Origin of the sequence: Plantactinospora sp. BB1, assembly GCF_003030385.1 — a bacterium.
Lineage (GTDB): Bacteria > Actinomycetota > Actinomycetes > Mycobacteriales > Micromonosporaceae > Plantactinospora.
Genome location: NZ_CP028159.1, coordinates 1466341 through 1487707 on the forward strand (window position 1 = coordinate 1466341; position 21367 = coordinate 1487707).

Sequence of the window (21367 nt, forward strand, 5' to 3'; positions counted from 1 at the left end):
GACACCCGGACTGACCCGGCCCGGCGCCGCGCCTCAGCCGCCGGGGCAGCTCGCGGCCGGCCCGGCGCCGCGCCTCAGTCGCCGGGGCAGCCGGCGGCCGGCCCGTCGCCGGCCGCACGGCAGTGCGCCGCGGTGCTGGCCGGCACGTCCAGGGTGGGATTGCGGTCGAAGAAGCCGTCCGGCCGCAGCGTGAAGCCGCACCGGTCGACCGGCATCACCGGCCACTCCTCCGGGCGGGGGAAGTGCGTGGTGCCGAAGGTGTGCCAGAGCACGATGTCCTCGCCGTCGATCGGCCGGTCGGCCGCGACGTACTCCGGCAGCCCGGCCCGGCCCGGATGCTGGTTGACCAGGTCACCGGCGGGGTAACGCTGCTCCGGGTCGTAGCGGGTGACCCAGAGCGAGCGGGTGGCGAAGGCGGCCCGGCGGGCCACCGAGGAGTCGGGGGCGGCCAGCAGCACCGACTGGCCCTCGGGGCGGAGCTGATAGCCGACCGGCCGGCCGAGTCGACCCAGCCGCTCCGGGTTGGAGATCCGCCAGCTCCGGCCGACCGAGGCGTCGGCGTCGCGGGCGCCGTCGGACTCCGTCGACAGCCGGGTCGCCACCCGGGTGAAGGCATTCCCGTACGGGTTCTCCGGGCCGACCGGCAGCGGCCGTACGTCCAGCTCGTCGACGGCGTTGCGGGGCCCGTCGACCGTCACGTCGAGCCGGGCGCTGAACAGGTGCTGGTGGTACGGCGCGCCGAGCCCCGGCGCCACCTCGGTCGCATACCGGCTGCCCTCGGTGTAGGCCGAGGTGAAGAGCACCCCGGTCGCCTTCACCTCCAGTTGGATGGTGCCGTCGAGGTAGAGGTACCAGTAGAAGCCGTAGTCGTAGTTGCCGACGGTGACGAAGGAGGAGATGACCAGCCGGCGCTGCCGACGCGTCTCCGCCGACTCGGTGAAGAGGTCGGTGTGCTTCCACAGCACCCCGTGGTCCTCCTCGTGCAGGCAGATCGCGTTGGCCACCTCGCGCGGCTCGCCGGCCCCGTCGGCGAGGACGGCGTCGAAGTAGTAGATCTCACCGAGGCAGTCGCAGCCGAGCACCAGCGAGTTCACCTGCTGGCCGAGCAGGTATTCCCCGGCGTCGAAGTAGTTCTGCCAGAACCGCACCGGGCTCGGGTCGGCGTACGGGACCACCATCTCGGCGACCGAGGCGCGGTAGAGCACCGGACGCTCCCGGCCGCCGTCGGTGAAGCCGAGCTGGTGCAGTACCAGCCCCTCCCGGGGGTCGAAGCCGACCCGGAAGCTCCAGTTCTCCCAGCGCACCACGTCACCGTCGACGGAGAAGCTCGGCCCCTCCGGCTGGGTGATCTCGATCGGCTTCAGGCTGGTCCGGGCCGGCCCGACGTACGCCGGGTCGTCGAAGTTACCCTCCTCGGCCGGTACCGGCAGCAGTTCGTGGTCGATCAGCTCGACGACCCGGCGCTCGGTCAGGTCGACGTACGCCACCACGCCGTCGATCGGGTGCGCCCAGCAGTGGTCCTCGGGCCGGTGGGCGAGGAAGGAGAGCACCCGCAGCAGCCGCTTGCCCCGCTCCCCCGGCAGGTCGAAGTCGCCGGCCGAGAGCGGGCAGGGCCGGACCAGGTCGAGGTCGTGCACGCCCCGGCGTTCCATCGCCGCCCGCCAGCCCGGGTCGGCCTTGACGATCTCGTCGACCGCGACGAACTCCTCCAGCATGATCGGCGGCTGGCCGTCCCGGGTGGCGTCGTGCTCGCGTACCGACTCGACGGTGCCGGTGGTGACGGAGGCCAGTACGGTCCGGGCGACGCCGGTGGCGACGTCGAGCAGTACCGCCCGGACCCGGCGGTCCACCGGATCGCCCGGCCGGTAGGCCAGCACCACGTCCCTGGCCGGCTCCGCCAGGGCCAGCACGGCGAACCGGACGGTCGGGCCGAGCAGCCCGGCCCGGTCCAGCAGCGTCCGGGCGGCCCGGATCTCGTCGGCGGTGAGCCGGGCCAGCGGATGTCCGTCGGTGACGCCCGCACCGGAGCCGGCGGGCCGGTCGTCGGCCAGAAGAGTCATGTCGTCCCTCGTCGATTCGCGGAGCACTCCGAGCCGACCTAACCCGAATCACTCTCGGTTGTCCATAGCCGACGGCGCGTGAACCCGGGACGCCGGCCCGGCACCGCCGCCCGGCACGGCGACCGCCGCCCGGTGCCGGCCGGCGACGAGCCCGGGACCCGGCCGGTGCGGCACAATGCTTCCCGGCACCCAGTTGCCCGGCCCGGGCCCCGGCGGCGGGTGCGGGCGGAACCGAGTGGAGAAGGCGGAACAGGACGTGACAACCTCTGCGCAGCCGCGCTCTGTGCACCAGCGGATCGCCGAGGAGCTCGGCGTACACGAGCGGCAGGTACGGGCCGCGGTGGAGCTGCTCGACGGCGGCTCGACCGTGCCGTTCATCGCCCGTTACCGCAAGGAGGCCACCGAGTCGCTCGACGACGCCCAGCTGCGCACCCTGGAGGAGCGGCTGCGCTACCTGCGGGAGCTGGAGGAGCGCCGGGCGGCGGTGCTGGAGTCGATCCGCGGTCAGGGCAAGCTGGACGAGGCGCTGGAAGCGCAGATCATGGCAGCCGACTCGAAGGCCCGGCTGGAGGACATCTACCTGCCCTACAAGCCGAAGCGGCGGACGAAGGCGCAGATCGCCCGGGAGGCCGGGCTGGAGCCGCTGGCCGAGACGCTGCTCGCCGACCCGTCGCAGGACCCGCGCACGGTGGCGACCGGCTTCGTCAACCCGGACGCCGGGGTGGCCGACCCGACCGGCGCGCTGGACGGCGCCCGGGCGATCCTGGTCGAGCGGTTCGCCGAGGACGCCGACCTGATCGGCTCGCTGCGCGAGAAGATGTGGTCGCGGGGCCGGCTGGTCTCCCGGGTACGCGACGGCCAGCAGGAGGCCGGCGCCAAGTTCGCCGACTACTTCGACTTCGCCGAGCCGTACACCAGGCTCCCGTCGCACCGGATCCTGGCGATGTTCCGGGGCGAGAAGGAGGGCGTGCTCGACCTCACCATGGATCCGGAGGAGGCGCCCGCGCCGGACGACGCCCCGGTCGGGCCGACCCGCTACGAGCAGGAGATCGCCGCCCGGTTCGGCGTCGCCGACCGGGGACGTCCGGCGGACCGCTGGCTCGCCGACACGGTGCGCTGGGCGTGGCGGACCCGGATCCTGATCCACCTCGGCGCCGACCTGCGGATGCGGCTCTGGCAGGCGGCCGAGGACGAGGCGGTACGCGTCTTCGCCACCAACCTGCGCGACCTGCTGCTCGCCGCGCCGGCCGGTACCCGCCCGACGATGGGGCTCGACCCGGGGCTGCGTACCGGGGTGAAGGTGGCGGTGGTCGACGCGACCGGCAAGGTGGTGGCGACCGACACGATCTATCCGCACGAGCCGCGCCGGCAGTGGGACGCCTCGATCGAGACACTGGCCAGGCTGGCCCGGGCGCACAAGGTCGAGCTGGTGGCGATCGGCAACGGCACCGCCTCCCGGGAGACCGACAAGCTGGCCGGTGACCTGATCAAGCGGTACGCCGACCTGAACCTGACCAAGGTGGTGGTCTCCGAGGCCGGCGCCTCGGTCTACTCCGCCTCCGAGTACGCCTCCCAGGAGCTGCCCGGCCTCGACGTCTCGCTGCGCGGCGCGGTCTCGATCGCCCGCCGCCTCCAGGACCCGCTGGCCGAACTGGTCAAGATCGACCCGCGCTCGATCGGCGTCGGGCAGTACCAGCACGACCTCTCCGAGGTGAAGCTCTCCCGCTCGCTGGACGCGGTGGTGGAGGACTGCGTGAACGGCGTCGGGGTCGACGTCAACACCGCCTCCGCGCCGCTGCTGACCCGGGTCTCCGGGATCGGCGCCGGGCTGGCCGAGAACATCGTGCTGCACCGGGACGCGAACGGCCCGTTCCGGACCCGGCAGGCGCTCAAGCAGGTGCCCCGGCTCGGGCCGAAGGCGTTCGAGCAGTGCGCCGGCTTCCTGCGCATTCCCGGCGGCGACGACCCGCTGGACGCCTCCAGCGTGCACCCGGAGGCGTACCCGGTGGTCCGGCGGATCCTGGCCAGCACCGGCGGCGACCTCTCCGCGCTGATCGGCAGGACCGCCGTGCTGCACAAGCTCAGGCCCGCCGAGTACGTCGACGACACCTTCGGGCTGCCGACCGTGACCGACATCCTGAAGGAGTTGGAGAAGCCGGGCCGGGATCCCCGGCCGGCGTTCCGGACCGCCACCTTCGCCGAAGGGGTGGAGAAGATCGGCGACCTGTCACCGGGGATGCTGCTGGAGGGCGTGGTCACCAACGTGGCGGCCTTCGGCGCGTTCGTGGACGTCGGGGTGCACCAGGACGGTCTGGTGCACGTCTCGGCGATGTCCCGGACCTTCGTCAAGGACCCGCGCGACGTGGTCAAGTCCGGTGACGTGGTCCGGGTGAAGGTGCTGGACGTGGACGTACCCCGGAAGCGGATCTCGCTCACCCTGCGGCTGGAGGACGAGGCTGAGCCCCGCCCCGCGCGGGAGCGGGGCGGTGAGCCCGCCGGCCGGCAGCGCCAGGGCCGGGGCGGCCCGGGCGGCGGCGGTGCCGGTGGTGGTGGTGGCCGTTCCGGCGGCGGCCGGTCCGGCGCTGGCGGCGGGAACCGGTCCGGTGGCGGTCAGGGCGGCGGCTTCGGCGGCGGTGCGCTGGCCGACGCGCTGCGCCGGGCCGGGCTGGACAAGGGCCTCGACGGGCACCGCCCCGGGCGGTAGCTCGGCCGGTCCGGGGGCGCCCACCGGTGACCATGGCCCAGGCGGCGGCGAACTCGCCGCGACCGGCACCCGCCGGTCGCGGCGGTCCCCGGCGAGCCGGCATCCTCGCTGCGGGTCCGGACGGCGGTCAGGCACCGCAGGTACGGTCCGGACGGCGGTCAGGCACCGCCGGTACGGTCCGGCACCGCGCGGGACCGGTCGGCCGGGTCGGGATCCCGGGGAGCGGGCGCGGGACGACGCCAGCGGATCCAGGCCGGCCGGGTGGCGACCCGGTCCCACCACAGCCGCTGCACCAGCAGCGTGAGCACGCCGGCCACGACGATCGCGCAGAGGTTGATCAGCAACTGGAGGAGCGACCCGAGCGCCTCGTCGAAGACGCCGTAGCCGAGCGCGACCGCGACGTTCGCCGCCGCCGGAACGGTGGTGACCGAGATCAGCACCCCGACCAGCGACCCGGACCGGTTCGAGGTGACCGAGAGCATCCCGGCCACCCCGGCCAGGAAGCCGACCACCCAGGAGAGCGCGTCGGGCCGCCAGATGAAGTCGGTCATCGGCCGCTCGGCGAGCAGCATCGACCGGTCGATCAGGCCGGCGGCGGTCAGCACCCAGGTGCTGAGCACGGTCACCGCCATCGCGGCGAGGAAGCCGACGCCGAGCGCCAGCAGCGAACGCCGGATGACCAACCCCCGCCGGCGCAGCAGCGCCACGCAGAGCGCCGCGAGCGGTCCGAACTCCGGGCCGACCACCATCGCGCCGATGATCAGGATGGGCTGGTCGAGCAGTACCGCGATGCCGGCGATGACGGTGGCGAGGGTGATCAGCAGCAGGTACGTCACCGAGAGCCGGGTCTCCTCGCCGGTCTTCTGGGCGATCTCGTCCCAGACCACCGCGTCGGTACCCAGCCCGGGTGCCGCCCGGGCGGCCCGGTCGGCGGCGGCCGAGAGGGTGACGTCCACCCCGTCCCCGACCACCCCGCCGGTCCGGTCCACGCCGAGTGCCCGCAACGCCTCCAGTACCTCGTCGGCACCCTCGCGTACGACGTCGCAGAGCACCACGTCACCCGGGGGCGTACGGGCGGCGCCGGGCAGCACGATGAGATGCGCCACGGCGGGATCGGCGGCGAGCAGTTCCTGTACGGCCACGGACCGGTCGGTCGGCACGATGATCCTCAGGTGCAGCACGCCAGTCATCCTCCACTCGGCCACGGCCGGCGGGTGGGTCGGCCGGCGACGACTCTAGTCCGCCGCCCGCTCCGGGGGCGTACGGTCAGGTCACCGCGCCCTGCCCGGCATCGCCGGCCGGTCCGACCGGCGCCCCGCCGGGACCGGCCCGGAGCCCGGCCGCGGCATCGGCCCGGCGCAGGGCCAGGGTCTCCCGGATCCGGCGCCGGAGCGCCGACCGCCGGGCCCGGTCGGCGCGCCCGCCGGCCGCCCCGGGTACGACTGCGATCCCTTTCGACATGCCCGCACGGTAGGAGCGCGGATGTGCGAAAGCTGTCAAGAACGTGTGCCCACCGGGTTCGGGCCGTTCCCTGACCGTTTCCGGATCGCGAATTCATCACTTCTTCACCCCGTCGGCGCTCTAATCGATGCCGCTCCGAGCAGGCAGAATGGGGACACATGAGCGCGCGGATACTGGTCGCCGAGGACGACCCGAAGCAGGCCAACCTGGTCCGGGTCTATCTCGAACGGGAGGGCCACAGCGTGCTCGTCGTCGGTGACGGGCGGGCCGCCCTGGAGCAGGTCCGGGCCCGCCGCCCCGACCTGGTGGTGCTGGACGTGATGATGCCGGTGGTGGACGGGCTGGACGTCTGCCGGATCCTGCGGGCCGAGTCCAACCTGCCGATCCTGCTGCTGACCGCCCGGACCACCGAGGACGACGTCCTGCTCGGGCTGGACATCGGCGCCGACGACTACCTCACCAAGCCGTACAGTCCCCGCGAGCTGGCCGCCCGGGTCCGCGCCCTGCTGCGCCGCGCCGGGGTGCTCAGCGCGGGCAACCAGGCGGTGCTCCGGGTCGGTGACCTGGAGGTCGACCCGGGCCGGTTCGAGGTGCGGATCGGCGGGCGGCTGGTCACGCTCACCGCCAAGGAGTTCGGCATCCTGGAGGTGCTGGCCGGCGAGCCCGGCCGGGCGTTCACCCGGGCGCAGATCATCGACCGGGCCTTCGGCTTCGACCACTACGTGCTGGAACGGACCGTGGACGCGCACGTGATGAACCTGCGCCGCAAGATCGAGGCGGATCCGGCCGAGCCGCGCTACGTGCAGACCGTCTTCGGCCGGGGCTACCGGCTGGCCGAGCAGCCCGGTGTCGCGCGGAGTCCGGAGGACGCCGCCGCCGGGGCGGACCCGTCGGCGTGAGCTTCCGGTTACGGGTACTCGGCCTGGTGATGCTCGTCGCGGTCAGCGCCACCGCCGCGACCCTCTGGCTGGTACTCCGGCAGGCGTCCCGGCAGATCGACGAGTCCGGTGCCGCCGCCGCCTCGCTGGACCAGGTCACCAGCGCGCTGCGCGACTACGGCCGCCGGCACGGCACCTGGGAGGGGGTCCGGGATCTTGTCGTACGGCTCGGTGAGCAGACCGGGCAGCGCATCCACCTTGTCACCGAGTCCGGCTGGGTACTGGTGGACACCGACCACGAGAGCAACCCGGAGCGGGCGGTACGCGAACTCGGCACCGTGAACGGATACGTCAACCCCCGCCCGACGCTCAACCTCTCCGGGGTGGACAGCGATCCGGCGAACGTCGCCGCCAAGGAGCTGGCCAGCTACCGCACCGGGGTCCGGTTCGCCGCCTGTCTGACCCGCAACGGGGTCGACCCGATCCAGAGGCCGGGCCGGTTCGGGGTGCCGGCCTACGACGTGGACGCGGCCATCTCGGCCCATCCGGAGGTGGGCCGGAACTGCCTCGACCAGGCGACCCGGTCCGAACGGGCGCTCCGGGCCGAGCTGGGCGACCTCGCCGCCGCCTGCGCCGAGACCGATCCGAGCGAGCCGAGGGACTACTGCCTGGCCGAGGCGTTCAGCGCCCGGATCGCGGAGGTGGCGCCCGAACCGGCCCAGGTCATCCTCGGGGTCGGCGACGAGGACGACCGGGCGCTGGTGGTCGGCCCGCTGCTGGCCGCCGCGGCCGGAGTGGCGGCGGTGGCGATCATCGCGACCGCCCTGCTCAGCCACCGGGTGCTGCGCCCGATCGCGATCCTGACCGCGGCCTCCCAGCGGCTCGGCCGGGGCGATCTGACCAGCCGGGTGCCGGTGCGGGGCAACGACGAGATCGCCGTACTGGCCCGGTCGTTCAACCGGATGGCGGACTCGTTGCAGCGTGGCGAGGAACGCCAGCGCCGGCTGGTCGCCGACGTGGCGCACGAGTTGCGTACGCCGCTGGCCAACCTGCGCGGCTATCTGGAGGCGCTCTCCGACGGGGTGATCGAGCCCGATCCGGAACTCTTCGCCTCGCTGCACGAGGAGGCGGTGTTGCAGCAGCGGATCGTCGACGACCTCCAGGATCTCGCCCTGGCCGAGGCGGGCAGCCTGGCGTACCACCGGACCACCGTCGACCTGGCCGAACTGCTGGAGACGTGCCGTACCGCGCACCGGGCCGGCGCCGACGCGGCCGGGGTGACCCTGCGGGTGGAGACCGAACCGGTCGCCGTGCACGCCGACCCGGACCGGCTGCGCCAGGTGGTCGGCAATCTGATCACCAACGCGTTGCGGGCCACCGCCGAGGGTGGCGAGGTGAAGCTGACGCTGCGCCGGGCGGGTGACTCCGCCGTGGTCGAGGTCGTCGACACCGGTTCGGGGATCGCGCCGGAGGCGCTGCCGTACGTCTTCGACCGGTTCTGGCGGGCCGACTCGGCGCGCGGCCGGCAGACCGGCGGCAGCGGGCTGGGCCTCTCCATCGTCCGGCAGATCCTCACCGACCACGGCGGCGGCATCCGGGTGACCAGCGAACTGGGCGCCGGCACCACGTTCACGATCACCCTGCCGGTCCGGCCGGCCTGAGCCGGCTCCGCGCTACCGCCGGATGCCCGCCCAGTCGTGGTGCCGGCGGACGGTGGAGAGGATGAAGTCGACGACCCGGCGGGAGGTGTCGGTGACCCGGTAGTCCGCCGGGCAGGGCACGCCGGCCTCGGCGACCTGGTCGACGGTGACCCGCACCGCCTCCAGCACCCCGGCCGGGTCGAGGCCGGTCATCACGATGCCGCCCGCGTCCAGCGCCTCGGGCCGTTCGATCGACTCCCGCAGGGTCACCGCCGGGAAGCCGAGGATCGCCGCCTCCTCGCTGATCGTCCCGCTGTCCGACAGCGTGCACCGGGCCTGCGACTGGAGGCGTACGTAGTCGAAGAGCCCGAACGGCTCGTGGAACGCGACACCGTCCAGTGTGGACGCGTCGGCGGCGAGCGCCTCCAGCCGCTTGCGGGTACGCGGATGCGTGGAGACCAGCACCGGCAGCCGCCAGGTGTCCCGGACGGCGCGCAGGCAGTCGAGCAGCCGACCCAGCCGGGCCGGGTCGTCGACGTTCTCCTCGCGGTGCGCGCTGACCACGAAGTAGCCGCCCGGCTCCAGTTCGAGCTGGCGCAGGATCGTCGAGGCGGCCACCTCCGGCCGGTAGTGCTCCAGCACCTCGCGCATCGGCGAGCCGGTGTGCAGGATCCGGCGCGGGTGCAGCCCCTCGGCCAGCAGGTTCCGCCGGGCGTGCTCGGTGTAGACCAGGTTGAAGTCGGCGACGTGGTCGACCAGCCGCCGGTTGGTCTCCTCCGGCACGTTCAGGTCGAAGCACCGGTTGCCGGCCTCCATGTGATAGACCGGCACCCGCATCCGCCGGGCCATCAGCGCGGCGATGCAGCTGTTGGTGTCGCCGAGCACCAGCAGCGCGTCCGGGCGCAGCTCGGTGATGGCCTGCTCGATGCCGGTCAGCACCCCGCCGAGCACCCGGGCCAGCGAGGTGGTGTCGACCCGGAGGAAGCGGTCCGGCGCACGCAGCCGCAGCTCGGTGAAGAAGACCTCGGAGAGGTTCCGGTCCCAGTTCTGTCCGGTGTGCACCAGCAGGTGCTCGACCGTACGGTCCAGCCGGTCGAGTACCCGGGAGAGCCGGATGATCTCCGGTCGGGTCCCCACCACCGTCATCACCCGGGTCATCGCGGCCTCGTCCCTGTCTCGCGTTCGGGCCCTTCACGATCAGGAGCCGGTCGGCCGCCACCGCCGAGGAGCCGGCGCGCGGTGGCCGGGCCGGAGCGGCCGGCCGACGGTACGCCGCTCTTGGTCAGCAGGTCCTCGATCTGGTCGGCGCCGACCCGCAACGACATCCGCTCCCGGTAGACCTCGCGGGCCCGGTGGCGCAGCGCGGTCCGGGCCGCCGGTGGCAGCGCCGCCGCCTCGACAAGCCGGGCGGCCAGCGCGGTCGGATCCTCGGGCGGGCAGACCAGGCCGGCTCCGGTCGACTCCACCAGCCGGGCCGCGTCCCCGGCCGCCGAGACGAGCACCGGAGCGCCGCAGGCGAGCGCGGCCTGGAGCTTGGACGGCACGGTGCCGCGCAACCCGGGCAGGTCCCGCAGGCAGACGAGCTGGTAGTCGGCCGCCGCGTAGAGGTCGGCCATCTCCTCCGGCCGGCGCCGGCCGAGGAAGCGTACGTTGCCGGCGCCCAGCTCGGTGGCGAGCCGGCGGGCGCGCTGCTCCTCGGTACCCGAGCCGACCAGGACCAGGTCGACCCGGTCCCGGGCCGCGTACGCCGCCCGGATCGCGGTCTCGACCCGCTGGAACGGCCCCATGTTGCCGGCGAACATGACGGTGCAGCGGCCCCGGTGCCCGAGTGCGGCCCGCGCCGACGCGGTCGCCGGCACCGGCCGGAAGAGCCGCTCGTCGGTCCAGTTCAGCACCACCCGGACCCGGCCCGGGTCGGCGCCCCGCGCGACGACCAGCTCGGCCATGGAGGGCGAGATGACCGCGATCGCGGTCGCCGACCGGTAGAGCCGGCGCATCGTCGCCGACAGGGTCCGCTCGATCATCCGGCCGGCGCCGCCGCCGGGACTCATCGTCGAGGCGGTCACCGACTCCGGCCACATGTCCTGGACGTGCAGCACCAGCGGGACCCGCCGGGCCAGCCGGGCCACCGCCGCCGCGGCGAAGGCGGTGGCGGGCGGGTGGTAGACGTAGAGCGCGTCGGCGCCGGTCAGATAGCCCGGGGCGAACAGCGCGCTGGTCGCGGCGAAGCTGGCGAAGTTGGCGGTCCGGCCGAGCGGGGACGAGTCGTGGCTCGGATAGACCGGCACCCGGCGTACGGTGACGTTCTCGCCCCCGGTGTGCGAGGTCCGCCACCGCTGCCGGTAGCCGGGATAGATCCGTCCCTCCGGATAGTTCGGATAGCCGGTGAGTACCCGCACCCGGTGCCCCCGGGCGCCGAGTTCCCGGGCGAGTTCACCCGGTACGAAGACCGGCTCCGGCGGATACCACTGCGTGACGAAGCCGATCTTCACCCGACCACCACCGGTGCCGCGGCGGCGGGTTCCGCCACCGGCTCCGGATAGGTGTCGGGGCGGGCGGGGTCGAAGAGTTCGTTGGCCCAGAAGAGGGTGAGCAGCTCACCGTCGCCGATGTTGGTGATCTGGTGCGCCCACATCGTCGGCATGTCGACCACCACCGGCTCGTCCCCGCCGACCCGGAACCGCAGCACCTCGCGGTGCCCGACCCGGCGCAGCGCGATCTCGGCGCAGCCGCGCAGCACCGCGAACCGCTCCACCTTGGCCAGGTGGAAGTGCTCGCCCCGGGTGACCCCCGGGCCGCTGGTCGAGGCGAAGGTCTGCCCGGCACCGCCGTGCGCCTTGACCACCTCGACCAGCGCGCCCCGCCGGTCGGTGTGCCGGACCAGCGGCCGGGGGTGGTCGGCCGGGAAGCAGTGCGACCGGTAGGTGTTGAACAGGCGTACGTCGTGCCGGTCGACCAGCGGCGGGATCTCGCCGCTGCGGTAGGTCCGGGCGAACCCGGCCAGCCGGGCGGCCAGGGCACGCACCCCGATCCGCAGCGCCGGCATCCCCGGATCCCACGGCACGGTCGGGGCGGCGGCCGGTTGCCGGGGGTCGCCGGGCGGCAGGCCGAGCAGCCGGGCGGCGGCGTCGAGGGCGTGCACCAGGGTCAGGTCGCGGTCGTCGCGTACCCCGGGCGGGTCGCCGTCGGCCAACTGGCGGCAGAAGGTGGCGACCACCGAGTTGTAGTACGGGCGGCCGTGTTCGCCGTAGAGGTTCGGCAGTGCGACGTCGTCGAAGCGGCAGCGCCCGGCGACCGCGCCGGCCAGGGTGGCGGCGGCGGCCTGCTTGGAGTCGCCGTACGGGGTGCCGTTGCCGGTCTGCGTCGAGTTGGCGAAGACCACCGTGGCCGGCGGCGTCGGGCACTGGCGCAGTCCCCGGGCCAGTGCGGCGGCGACCTCGACGTTGCCGGCCGCCACGTCCGCCGGGTCGCCCCGGTTGACTCCGGCGAGGTGCAGCAGCCGGTCGGCGCCACCGACCGCGGCGGCCACCCTGACCGGGTCGGCGAGGTCGGCCCGGGTCAGCGCGACCGGGTCAGGCCAGCCGAGGGCGCGGGCCAGCACCCGTACGTGCCAGCCGAGGAATCCGCCGGCACCGGTCAGCACCAGCCTCACGGCGTCATCGCCAGGTCTCGGGCGGCCAGCTCGGCCCGGATCTCCGGGAGGTCCCGGAGCAGTTCCAGGATCTCGGGTACGCCCAGTCGGGGCGCGTTGGCCGAGTTGAAGTCGCGACCGCTGGCGCCGGCCGGGTCGCCCTCGGAGACGTAGAGCGCGTAGTTGAGGTCGCGGGCGTCCAGCGGGATCCGGAAGAACTCGCCGAAGTCCTCCGCCTCGGCGACCTCCTCCCGGCTGGCCAGCGTCTCGTCCAGCTTCTCGCCGTGCCGGACCCCGATCAGGTCGAGCTTGGCCGGCACGTCGAAGAGCTGGCAGAGCGCGGTCGCCAGGTCGCCGATGGTGCAGGCGCTGGCCTTGCGGACGAAGATGTCCCCGGCCCGGGCGTGCAGGAAGGCGTGCTCGACCAGCTCCACCGACTCGGCCAGGGACATCAGGAAGCGGGTCATCGCCGGGTTGGTCACCGTCGGCGCCCGGCCGGCCTTGATCTGTTCGACGAAGAGCGGGATGACCGAGCCCCGGGAGTACATCACGTTGCCGTAGCGCACGCAGGAGACCGTGGTCCGGCTGCCCTGGTTGTGCCGGGCGTGCGACTGGACGACCTTCTCCATCAGCGCCTTGCTCATCCCCATCGCGTTGACCGGATAGACCGCCTTGTCGGTGCTGAGTACCACCACCGAGGCGACGCCGTTGCGCTCGGCCGCCTCGACGACGTTGGCGCTGCCCAGCACGTTGGTGCGGACCGCCTCCAGCGGGAAGAACTCGCAGGACGGCACCTGTTTGAGGGCGGCGGCGTGGAAGACGAAGTCGACGCCCCGGGTCGCCCGCAGCATGCTGTCGTAGTCCCGGACGTCCCCGACGTGGTAGCGGACCCGGTCGTCGCCGAGCCGGTGCCGCATCAGATCCTGCTTGGCCTCGTCCCGGCTGAGTACGCGTACCTCGCCGACGTCCTGGTCGAGCAGCCGGCGCACCATCGTCTGGCCGAAGGAACCCGTGCCACCGGTGATGAGGACCCGGCGGCCAGCAGGCAGAGATGTCACAGGTACTCCGTTCGCGCATGCCGATCGGACGGCCCGGCGCCGGGTCGAGATCTGTGGCTCGACCGTGCCCTTCCGCCGGTCCGGACCGTTGGTGTCTGGTGTGCCACCTGCGTCAACGACGGGATGGCCGGCAAGTCACGCGTACCGAACAATGGTTCTCTGATTCATTTATCCCTGAATTTTAATTCATATATCGGTTGATGCCCACTTCTGTCCTATCAGTCTGATAGAACACTTCCGGTCAGCTGCTGTCCCGGCTCTGGAGGGCCCCACCTGTGGATCTTTCTGAACGCGCGCCTTCGCCGGGACCGGCCAGCCCGCCCGACACCTCCGGTCCACCCGAGCCCGTGCTGCTCTCCCCGCCGGACGTCGGACCACTGGAGGAGTCGTACCTGATCCGGGCGCTGCGTTCCGGCTGGGTGGCGCCGCTCGGGCCGGAGGTGGACGCCTTCGAGCGCGAGGTCGCGGCCCGGGCCGGCACGGCGCACGCGGTGGCGCTGAGTTCGGGCACGGCGGCGCTGCACCTCGGCCTGCTCGGCCTGGGCGCCGGCCCCGGCCGGACGGTGGTGGTGCCCACGCTGACCTTCGTGGCCACGGCGAACGCGGTCGTCTACACCGGCGCCGAGCCGGTCTTCGTCGACTGCGACCCGGCGACCGGGAACGTCGACGTACCGCTGCTCGCGGCGCTCCTGGACGAACTCCGCGCCGCCGGCCGGGACGTGGCGGCGGTGGTCCCGGTGGACATGTTCGGCGCCTGCGTCGACTACACCCGGCTCTCGCCGGTCTGCGCCGCCGCCGGGGTGCCGGTGCTGGAGGACGCGGCCGAGGCGCTCGGCGCCACCCACGCGGGCCGGTCGGCCGGCTCGTTCGGCCGGGCCGGCGTCTTCTCGTTCAACGGCAACAAGATCATTACCACCTCCGGCGGCGGCATGCTGGTCACCGACGACGGCGCCCTCGCCGACCGCTGCCGCTACCTGGCCACCCAGGCCCGGCAACCGGTGCCGCACTACGAACACACCGAGATCGGCTACAACTACCGGCTCAGCAACCTGCTCGCCGCCGTCGGCCGGGCCCAGCTCCGCCGGCTGGACCGGATGCTCGCCCGCCGCCGCGAGCTGCGGGAACGCTACGCCAAGCTCTTCGCCACCGCACCCGGGGTACGGCTGCTCGCCGAGGGCGATCCGGGGATCAACTGCTGGCTGAGCACGATCGTGGTCGACCCGGCCACCGCCGGCTGGCGGGCCGGCGACCTCGCCGCGCACCTGCACGCGGCCCGGATCGAGACCCGTCCGGTGTGGAAACCGATGCACCTGCAACGCGCGTTCGCCGGCACACCGGGCGCGATCACCGGCGCGGCGGAACGGCTCTTCACCGACGGCCTGACCCTGCCCAGCGGCTCCGGGCTGACCGAGGCACAGGCCGGCCGGGTGCTCGACGCCGTCGCGAACTTCCTGGAGGCCCGCGCGTGACCCCCGGCCACCGACGGTACGACCGGCGCAAGCGCCTCCTCGACCTGCTGGTCGCGGCCGTGCTGCTGGTGCTGCTCTCCCCCGTCCTGCTCGGCTGCGCCGCCGCGGTGGCCCTGGCGCTGGGCCGCCCGGTGCTGTTCCGGCAGAGCCGGCCGGGCCGGGACGGCCACCTCTTCGAGCTGCGCAAGTTCCGCACCATGCGACCGGCCGGCCCGGGCCGGACCAGCGACGCCGACCGGCTGACCCGGTTCGGGAGCTGGCTGCGGGCCACCAGCCTGGACGAGCTGCCGACGCTCTGGAACGTACTGCGCGGCGACATGAGCCTGGTCGGGCCGCGCCCGCTGCTGGTCAGCTATCTCGACCGGTACACCCCGGAGCAGGCCCGCCGGCACGAGGTGCGGCCCGGCATCACCGGCCTGGCCCAGGTACGCGGCCGCAACGAGCTGAGCTGGGAGGAGAAGTTCCGCTACGACGTCGAGTACGTCGACCGGCGGTGCCTCCGGCTCGACCTGCGGATCCTGCTGGAGACGGTGCTGCGGGTGCTGCGCCGTCAGGGGATCAGCGCACCGGGCAACCCGACGATGCCGGAGTTCGCCGGCAGTCGACTCGTCGCGGCGGAGTCGGTGCCGGCCCGGAGTGTCGACTCGTGACCGCCGACCTGGTGATCGTCGGCTGCGGCGGGCACGGCCGGGAGGTCTTCGACATCGTCCGGGCGATCACCGCCGCCGGCCGTACGCCCGGCTGGCGGGTGCTCGGATTCGTCGACGACCACCCCGCCGAACCGGGCCTCAAACTGGTGCACCGGCTCGACGTGCCGTACCTCGGGCCGGTCGAGGAGCTGCGGCAGGCGCCGCCGGGCACCTCGGTGGCGCTCGGCATCGGCGACCCGCGGATCCGGCGTACCGTCGCCGCCCGGGTGGAGGGGTACGCCCTGCCGTCTCCCGCGCTGGTGCACCCGGCCGCGACCGTCGGCCCGGACACCGTGGCCGGGGACGGGCTGGTGGTCTTCGCCGGAGCACGGGTCACCACCAACGTCCGGCTCGGCCGGCACGTGCACCTCAACCAGAACTGCACCGTCGGCCACGACAGCGTCCTCGACGACTTCGTCTCGGTGAACCCGCTGGCCGCGATCTCCGGCAGTTGTGCCCTGGAGACCGGGGTGCTGGTCGGGACGACCGCGGCCGTACTCCAGGGCTTGCGGGTGGGCCGGGACGCCACGGTGGGCGCGGGCGCCTGCGTGGTCCGGGACGTGCCGGCCGGCACGGTGGTCAAGGGGGTACCGGCGCGGTGACCGCGACGACGGGCAGTGCCGTGCCGGCCGGGCGGGACGACGACCCGGCCGACCTCGGCGACGTGGTGCTGGACGCGGCCGGCGGGGACCGGGGCGGAGCCGCCCGGTGGCGGGGCGAACTGGACGCCTACCTGGCCGGGTCGGCGGTCCGGCCCCGGGTGATCGGCCGGGGGCAGCGGATCGGTCCCGGCTGGTTGCTGCGCCGGGAGCGGCTGGTCCGGGGCGCCCGGCTGGTGATCGCGCCGAACAACGTCTCGTTCGGCTACGCCGGCCGGGAGCGGCGGGTACTGCTGCGCAACGCCCTGCACTTCCTCCACCCCGACGAGGAGCACCTGCTCGGCCGGCTGCCCCGCTCGTTCCGGGCGCAGATCCCGATGGTCCGCCTGCTGGCCCGCCGGGCCGACCTCGTCGTGGTCCCGTGCGGGGCGATGGCCGACCGGGTCGTCCGGCACGTCCCGGCGGTGCGGCACCGGATCGCGGTACGCCCGCACCCGGTGACCCCGGTCGACGCCTGGGCCCCGGACGACCGGGCCTGGCTGCTCGTCCCGGTCGTCGCCGCCGGCTACAAGAACCTGGTCCCGCAACTGCGGATGCTGCTCGACACGGTCGGGCGCGGCGGCCCGGACCCGGCCGGTCGGGGCGGCGCGGCGGCCGAGCGCGGCATCGAGGTCCGGGTCACCGCCCGCCCCGGTGACCTGCCGCCGGACGTGACGGCCCATCCGGCGCTGCGGGCGATCGGCGTGGTCCCGCACGACCAGCTCCTCTCGTTCTGGCGCCGGGCCACCGCCGTCTACTACCCGTGCACGCTGGAGTCGTTCGGCTACCCGCTCGCCGAGGCCCGGGCCAGCGGGATCCCGATCATCGCGCCGGAGACCGCCCAGGCCCGGGAGATCGCCGGCCGGGCGCTGCTGGGATACCAGCCGGACGACCCGGAGAGCCTGGCGGCGGCGGTGGGCCGGATCCGGGAGCCGGTGGTGGCCGATCCGGGCCCGTTCGACCGGACCGGCTACTTCGACTGGCTGCTCGGGCCGGAGCCGGGGCGCGCCGCCGGCCGGGGCGGCCGATGACCGGCGACGCCCTGGTCGTGCTCGGCACCGCCGGGCACGCCCGGGAGATCATCGCCATCGCCGAGGCGGCCGGCGGCTACAAGCTGCTGGGCTGTCTCGGGCCGCGCCGCGCCGCGGAACTGGCCCGGCTGCCGGTCGACTGGCTCGGCCCGGACGACTGGCTGGCCGACGCCGACGCGCACGTCCGGTACCTGCTCGGCGTCGGCTCGGGCACGGTCCGGGCCCGGCTCGACCGGCGGCTCGACCCGCGGACGCCGGCCCGGCTGGTGCACCCGGCGGCGGCGGTCGGACCGGCGGTGGAACTCGGCCCGGGCACGGTGCTCTGGCCCGGGGCCGTACTCACCGCCGACATCGTGACCGGCCGGCACGTGCACGTGGGCACGAACGTCAGCGTCGGGCACGACGCCGTACTCGCCGACTTCGCCACCCTGCTGCCCGGCTGCACCGTCGCCGGCTCCACCCGGATCGGGCCGGGCGCGACGGTCGGGGCCGGTGCGACGGTGATCGACGGGATCACCGTCGGCGCCGGGGCGATGGTCGGCGCCGGAGCGGCGGTCGTCCGGGACGTGCCGGACGGCGCCGTGGTGGTCGGGGTGCCGGCCCGGCCGATCGAGCGGCACGGCCACTGAGTTTCGACAGGTCACCGAGGGATTCGCGCACCGGTCGCGCTTCGGCTGGTCGCGGACCGCAACTCCGAGAGGGCAGACGATGCCGAAAGTCGCGCTGATCACCGGGATCACCGGGCAGGACGGGAGTTACCTCGCCGAACTCCTGCTCGGCAAGGGTTATGTCGTACACGGGCTGAAACGCCGCTCGTCGAGCTTCAACACCGAGCGGATCGACCGGATCGACCTGCACCCCCGCGATCCGGAGGCGCACCTCTTCCTGCACTACGGCGACCTGGCCGACCCGGCGGCGCTGACCGGGCTGCTCCGGGACATCCGCCCCGACGAGGTCTACAACCTCGGCGCGCAGAGCCACGTCCGGGTCTCCTTCGAGATCCCCAACTACACCGCCGACATCACCGGGCTGGGCGCGATCCGGATGCTCGACGCGATCCGGACCGCCAAACTCGACTGCCGGTACTACCAGGCGTCCTCGTCGGAGATGTTCGGCGCCACCCCGCCGCCGCAGCGGGAGAGCACCCCCTTCCACCCGCGCAGCCCGTACGCCTGCGCCAAGGTCTTCGGCTACTGGGCGGCGGTGAACTACCGCGAGGCGTGGGGCATGTACGCGGTCAACGGGATCCTGTTCAACCACGAGAGTCCCCGGCGCGGCGAGAACTTCGTCACCCGCAAGATCACTCGGGCGATCGCCCGGATCGAGGCGGGCATGCAGGAGAAGCTCTACCTCGGCAACCTCGACGCGGTACGGGACTGGGGATACGCCCCCGAGTACGTCGAGGCGATGTGGCTCGCGCTCCAGCAGGACGAGCCCGACGACTACGTGGTGGCCACCGGCACCGGGCACACCGTACGGGAGTTCCTGACCGCAGCGTTCGGCCATGCCGGCCTGGACTGGGAGAAGTACGTGGCGATCGACCCGGCGTACTACCGACCGTCCGAGGTGGACGCGCTGATCGGCGATGCCGCGAAGGCCCGCCGGCAGCTCGGCTGGGCGCCGAAGACGCTCTTCGGCGACCTGGTCCGGATCATGGTCGACGCCGACCGGCAACTGCTGGAGGACGAGCGGACCGGCCGGCTGGTCCGGGTGGACCGGTAACCGGCGCCGGGAGGGGACGACCAGGTGGATATCAGAATCGACGGCACCGCGATCCTGCCCGGACACTCGGCCGGGGTGGAGGCGTTCACCTACGGCCTGCTCCGGGGACTCGCGGCGGACCGGGCACACCGGATCGAGGTGACGATCGTCCGGGGTACCCGGCGCGGCTGGCGACGCGAGGTACCCGACGACGCGGGGGTGCACTGGACCGAGGTACGGCAGCCGCTCCGGGCCGACGCACCGCTCGGCGGCGGACTGCGCCGGGTGCTGCCCCGGCAACTCCGGTCGGCACCGCTGGCCCACCGCCTGGTCACCCTGCTGCGCAGCCGGGCCAACCCGGTGCCGGCCGGCGACGACCGGGTCACCCTCTATCCGTTCGGCGGCGTGCCGGCCCGGGCCCGCCGCTCGGTCGTGGTGGTGCACGACATGCGCCGGTTCCACCTGCGCTACGACTCCGCACCGATCACCGAGATCTTCGCCCGGAACATCGCCGAGGCCGACGCCCTGGTCGCCTCCTGGCCGCACCCGTACCAGCAGCTCCTGAGGACGTTTCCGGAGGTCGCGGCGAAGACGGCGCTGATCCCGCTGCCGGTCTTCCACGCCCGTCCGGCCGAGGCACCGGCGGAACCCGATCCCGGGCTGCTGCTCTATCCCTCCTCGACCGCCGCGCACAAGAACCACCTGAACCTGCTGGAGGCGCTCGCCCGGCTGCCGGAACTCCGGCTCGTCTGCCCCGGGCCGCTGGTGGAGCCGCAGGCCGGGCAGCTCACCGCCCGGGCGGGCGCGGTCGACCTGCGCGCCCGGGTCGTCTTTCCGGGATTCGTCCCGGTGCCGGCGCTGGAGCGGCTCTACGCCCGGGCCAGCGCCGTGGTCGTGCCGTCGCTCTGGGAGGCGGCCAGCGGGGCGATCTTCGAGGCGTTCAGTTGGGGCCTCCCGGTCGCCTGTGCCGACGTGGAGCCGCTGCGCGCCCAGGTCGAGTTCGCCGGGGCCGAGGTCTGCTTCTTCGACCCGCACGACCCGGAATCCATCGCGGCGGCGATCCGCCGGCTGCTCGCCGACCGTGCCCGGTACGCGGCGGCCTCCCGGCGCGCGGCCGACCGGCTGGCGGCGCGTACCTGGACGGATACCGCCCGGGACTACGTCGCGGTACTCGACTGGGTGGCCGGCGGCCGTTCCGGTCCGGTGCCGCAGTCACCGTTCCTGACCCCAGACGCCGTCGGAGGCAACCCGTCGTGAACCCCGCACTGCGCTATCCGGTCGCCCGCCCGTCCCTGACCGAGCTGGAGGAGGCGTACGTCCTGGACGCCCTGCGCAGCGGTTGGGTCTCCTCGCAGGGGCCGTACCTGCGCCGCTTCGAGGCGGAGTTCGCGGCCCGCTGCGGCACCCCGACGGCGGTGGCGACCGGCAACGGCACGGTGGCCCTGCACCTGGTGCTCGCCGCCGCCGGGATCGGCCCCGGCGACGAGGTGGTGGTGCCGGCCCTGACCTACGTGGCCACCGCCAACGCGGTCACCTACTGCGGCGCCCGGCCGGTCTTCGTGGACGTCGACCCGGCCACCTGGTGTCTCGACGTCGACCGCGTCGACGCCGCGATCACCGAACGGACCAGGGCGGTCCTCGCGGTCGACCTGTACGGGCATCCGGCCGACTACCCGAGGCTGCGGGAGGTCTGCGCCGCGCACGGCATCCTGCTGGTCGGCGACGCCGCCGAGTCGTTCGGCGCCCGGCTCGGCGGTACCGGTGCCGGTGCGCTGGCCGACGTCACCACCTTCTCGTTCTTCGGCAACAAGATCCTGACCAGTGGCGAGGGCGGCTGCGTCACCACCTTCGACCCGGCACTGGCCGAGCGGATGCGGCTGCTGCGCAACCAGGGGATGGATCCGCAGCGGCGTTACTACTTCCCGGTGGTCGGCTTCAACTACCGGCTCACCAACCTGGCCGCCGCGCTGCTCTGCGCCCAGTTGGAGCGCGGTACGGCGATGGTGCAGCGCCGCCAGCAGATCGTGGCGACGTACGAGAAGGCGTTCGCGGACCTCGGTGCGCTGACGCCGCAGCCGGTGGCCGTCGGGGTGGAACGCGCCCCGTGGATGGCGTCCTTCCTGGTCGGCCCGGCCGGCGACGACCAGCTCCGGGACCGGCTGGCGGCGGAACTCGACCGGCTCGGCGTGGAGACCCGACCGTTCTTCGTGCCGATCCCGGAGCTGCCGCCGTACCGGTCGGCGTCCGACGGCGACTTCCCGGTCACCGCCGACCTGAGCCGGCGGGGTATCAACCTGCCGACCTATGCCGACCTCACCGACCCGGAGGTGCTGGACATCGCCGACCGGGTCCGCACCGCGCTCGCCCGGCTCTCCGCCGCCGGCCCGGCCTGAGATCGCGGGTCCGG

Annotated in this window: 18 protein-coding genes; 11 read left to right on the forward strand and 7 right to left on the reverse strand. The window is 73.8% G+C overall.

Translation table 11 applies throughout. From position 1 onward, the window contains the following. Positions 1–74 precede the first annotated feature (74 nt). Positions 75–2060 (reverse strand): primary-amine oxidase, encoded by a 1986-nt coding sequence (locus tag C6W10_RS06190; protein WP_107257210.1) that lies wholly within the window; start codon positions 2058–2060, stop codon positions 75–77. A gap of 175 nt (positions 2061–2235) precedes the next feature. Here C6W10_RS06190 and C6W10_RS06195 point away from each other — a divergent pair, with 175 nt between their 5' ends. Next, positions 2236–4764 carry a Tex family protein gene (locus tag C6W10_RS06195; protein ID WP_107257211.1) on the forward strand — a complete coding sequence of 843 codons (2529 nt, stop codon included), beginning with the start codon at positions 2236–2238 and terminating at the stop codon, positions 4762–4764. A gap of 158 nt (positions 4765–4922) precedes the next feature. Here the strand turns inward: C6W10_RS06195 and C6W10_RS06200 are convergent, their stop codons facing one another. Then, positions 4923–5945 carry a DUF389 domain-containing protein gene (locus tag C6W10_RS06200; protein ID WP_107263711.1) on the reverse strand — a complete coding sequence of 341 codons (1023 nt, stop codon included), beginning with the start codon at positions 5943–5945 and terminating at the stop codon, positions 4923–4925. 85 nt (positions 5946–6030) lie between these two features. After that, on the reverse strand, positions 6031–6225 hold the full coding sequence (locus tag C6W10_RS06205) for a hypothetical protein (RefSeq protein WP_107257212.1): 195 nt from the start codon (positions 6223–6225) through the stop codon (positions 6031–6033). 158 nt (positions 6226–6383) lie between these two features. Between C6W10_RS06205 and C6W10_RS06210 the strand changes: the two genes are divergently transcribed. Together C6W10_RS06210 and C6W10_RS06215 are read left to right on the forward strand one after the other, a co-directional pair. Further along, positions 6384–7124 (forward strand): response regulator transcription factor, encoded by a 741-nt coding sequence (locus tag C6W10_RS06210; RefSeq protein WP_107257213.1) that lies wholly within the window; start codon positions 6384–6386, stop codon positions 7122–7124. After that, positions 7121–8764 (forward strand): cell wall metabolism sensor histidine kinase WalK, encoded by a 1644-nt coding sequence (locus C6W10_RS06215; protein ID WP_107257214.1) that lies wholly within the window; start codon positions 7121–7123, stop codon positions 8762–8764. Before C6W10_RS06210 ends, C6W10_RS06215 begins: the two co-directional genes overlap by 4 nt. A 12-nt stretch (positions 8765–8776) precedes the next feature. Here C6W10_RS06215 and wecB read toward each other — a convergent pair whose 3' ends face one another. From wecB to C6W10_RS06235, 4 genes are read right to left on the reverse strand one after another with little or no spacing between them, the layout of a single operon-like run. Continuing rightward, positions 8777–9901, reverse strand: a complete 1125-nt coding sequence (gene wecB / locus C6W10_RS06220) for a non-hydrolyzing UDP-N-acetylglucosamine 2-epimerase (protein ID WP_107257215.1) — start codon at positions 9899–9901, stop codon at positions 8777–8779. Further along, the gene (locus C6W10_RS06225; RefSeq protein ID WP_107257216.1) at positions 9898–11235 is read right to left on the reverse strand and encodes a glycosyltransferase family 4 protein; all 1338 of its coding nucleotides are present in this window, start codon (positions 11233–11235) and stop codon (positions 9898–9900) included. The genes wecB and C6W10_RS06225 overlap by 4 nt, the downstream gene beginning before the upstream one ends. Next, positions 11232–12395 (reverse strand): NAD-dependent epimerase/dehydratase family protein, encoded by a 1164-nt coding sequence (locus C6W10_RS06230; RefSeq protein WP_107257217.1) that lies wholly within the window; start codon positions 12393–12395, stop codon positions 11232–11234. Before C6W10_RS06230 ends, C6W10_RS06225 begins: the two co-directional genes overlap by 4 nt. Beyond that, a complete protein-coding gene (locus C6W10_RS06235; RefSeq protein WP_107257218.1) occupies positions 12392–13432 on the reverse strand; it encodes a polysaccharide biosynthesis protein in 1041 nt (346 codons plus the stop codon). The genes C6W10_RS06230 and C6W10_RS06235 overlap by 4 nt, the downstream gene beginning before the upstream one ends. A gap of 347 nt (positions 13433–13779) precedes the next feature. Between C6W10_RS06235 and C6W10_RS06240 the strand changes: the two genes are divergently transcribed. The 8 genes from C6W10_RS06240 to C6W10_RS06275 all read left to right on the forward strand — a co-directional run bounded on the left by C6W10_RS06240 (position 13780) and on the right by C6W10_RS06275 (position 21353). Beyond that, complete coding sequence (locus C6W10_RS06240; protein ID WP_107257219.1) at positions 13780–14901, forward strand: DegT/DnrJ/EryC1/StrS aminotransferase family protein; 1122 nt, start codon at positions 13780–13782, stop codon at positions 14899–14901. Continuing rightward, on the forward strand, positions 14898–15551 hold the full coding sequence (locus C6W10_RS06245; RefSeq protein ID WP_107257220.1) for a sugar transferase: 654 nt from the start codon (positions 14898–14900) through the stop codon (positions 15549–15551). The genes C6W10_RS06240 and C6W10_RS06245 overlap by 4 nt, the downstream gene beginning before the upstream one ends. Next, positions 15548–16192: an acetyltransferase gene (locus tag C6W10_RS06250; protein ID WP_107257221.1), complete on the forward strand. Its 645-nt coding sequence runs from the start codon at positions 15548–15550 to the stop codon at positions 16190–16192. The genes C6W10_RS06245 and C6W10_RS06250 overlap by 4 nt, the downstream gene beginning before the upstream one ends. Next, positions 16189–17259 (forward strand): glycosyltransferase, encoded by a 1071-nt coding sequence (locus tag C6W10_RS39445; RefSeq protein ID WP_107257222.1) that lies wholly within the window; start codon positions 16189–16191, stop codon positions 17257–17259. The genes C6W10_RS06250 and C6W10_RS39445 overlap by 4 nt, the downstream gene beginning before the upstream one ends. Continuing rightward, positions 17256–17888, forward strand: coding sequence for a NeuD/PglB/VioB family sugar acetyltransferase (locus tag C6W10_RS06260; RefSeq protein ID WP_107257223.1), 633 nt, complete (start codon positions 17256–17258; stop codon positions 17886–17888). The genes C6W10_RS39445 and C6W10_RS06260 overlap by 4 nt, the downstream gene beginning before the upstream one ends. Before the next feature lie 79 nt (positions 17889–17967). Then, entirely contained in the window at positions 17968–18981 is a 1014-nt protein-coding gene (gmd, locus tag C6W10_RS06265) for a GDP-mannose 4,6-dehydratase (protein WP_107257224.1), read from the forward strand. A 24-nt stretch (positions 18982–19005) separates the two neighbouring features. Next, positions 19006–20217 carry a glycosyltransferase gene (locus C6W10_RS06270; protein ID WP_107257225.1) on the forward strand — a complete coding sequence of 404 codons (1212 nt, stop codon included), beginning with the start codon at positions 19006–19008 and terminating at the stop codon, positions 20215–20217. Continuing rightward, on the forward strand, positions 20214–21353 hold the full coding sequence (locus C6W10_RS06275) for a DegT/DnrJ/EryC1/StrS aminotransferase family protein (RefSeq protein ID WP_199853882.1): 1140 nt from the start codon (positions 20214–20216) through the stop codon (positions 21351–21353). Before C6W10_RS06270 ends, C6W10_RS06275 begins: the two co-directional genes overlap by 4 nt. Positions 21354–21367 lie beyond the last annotated feature (14 nt).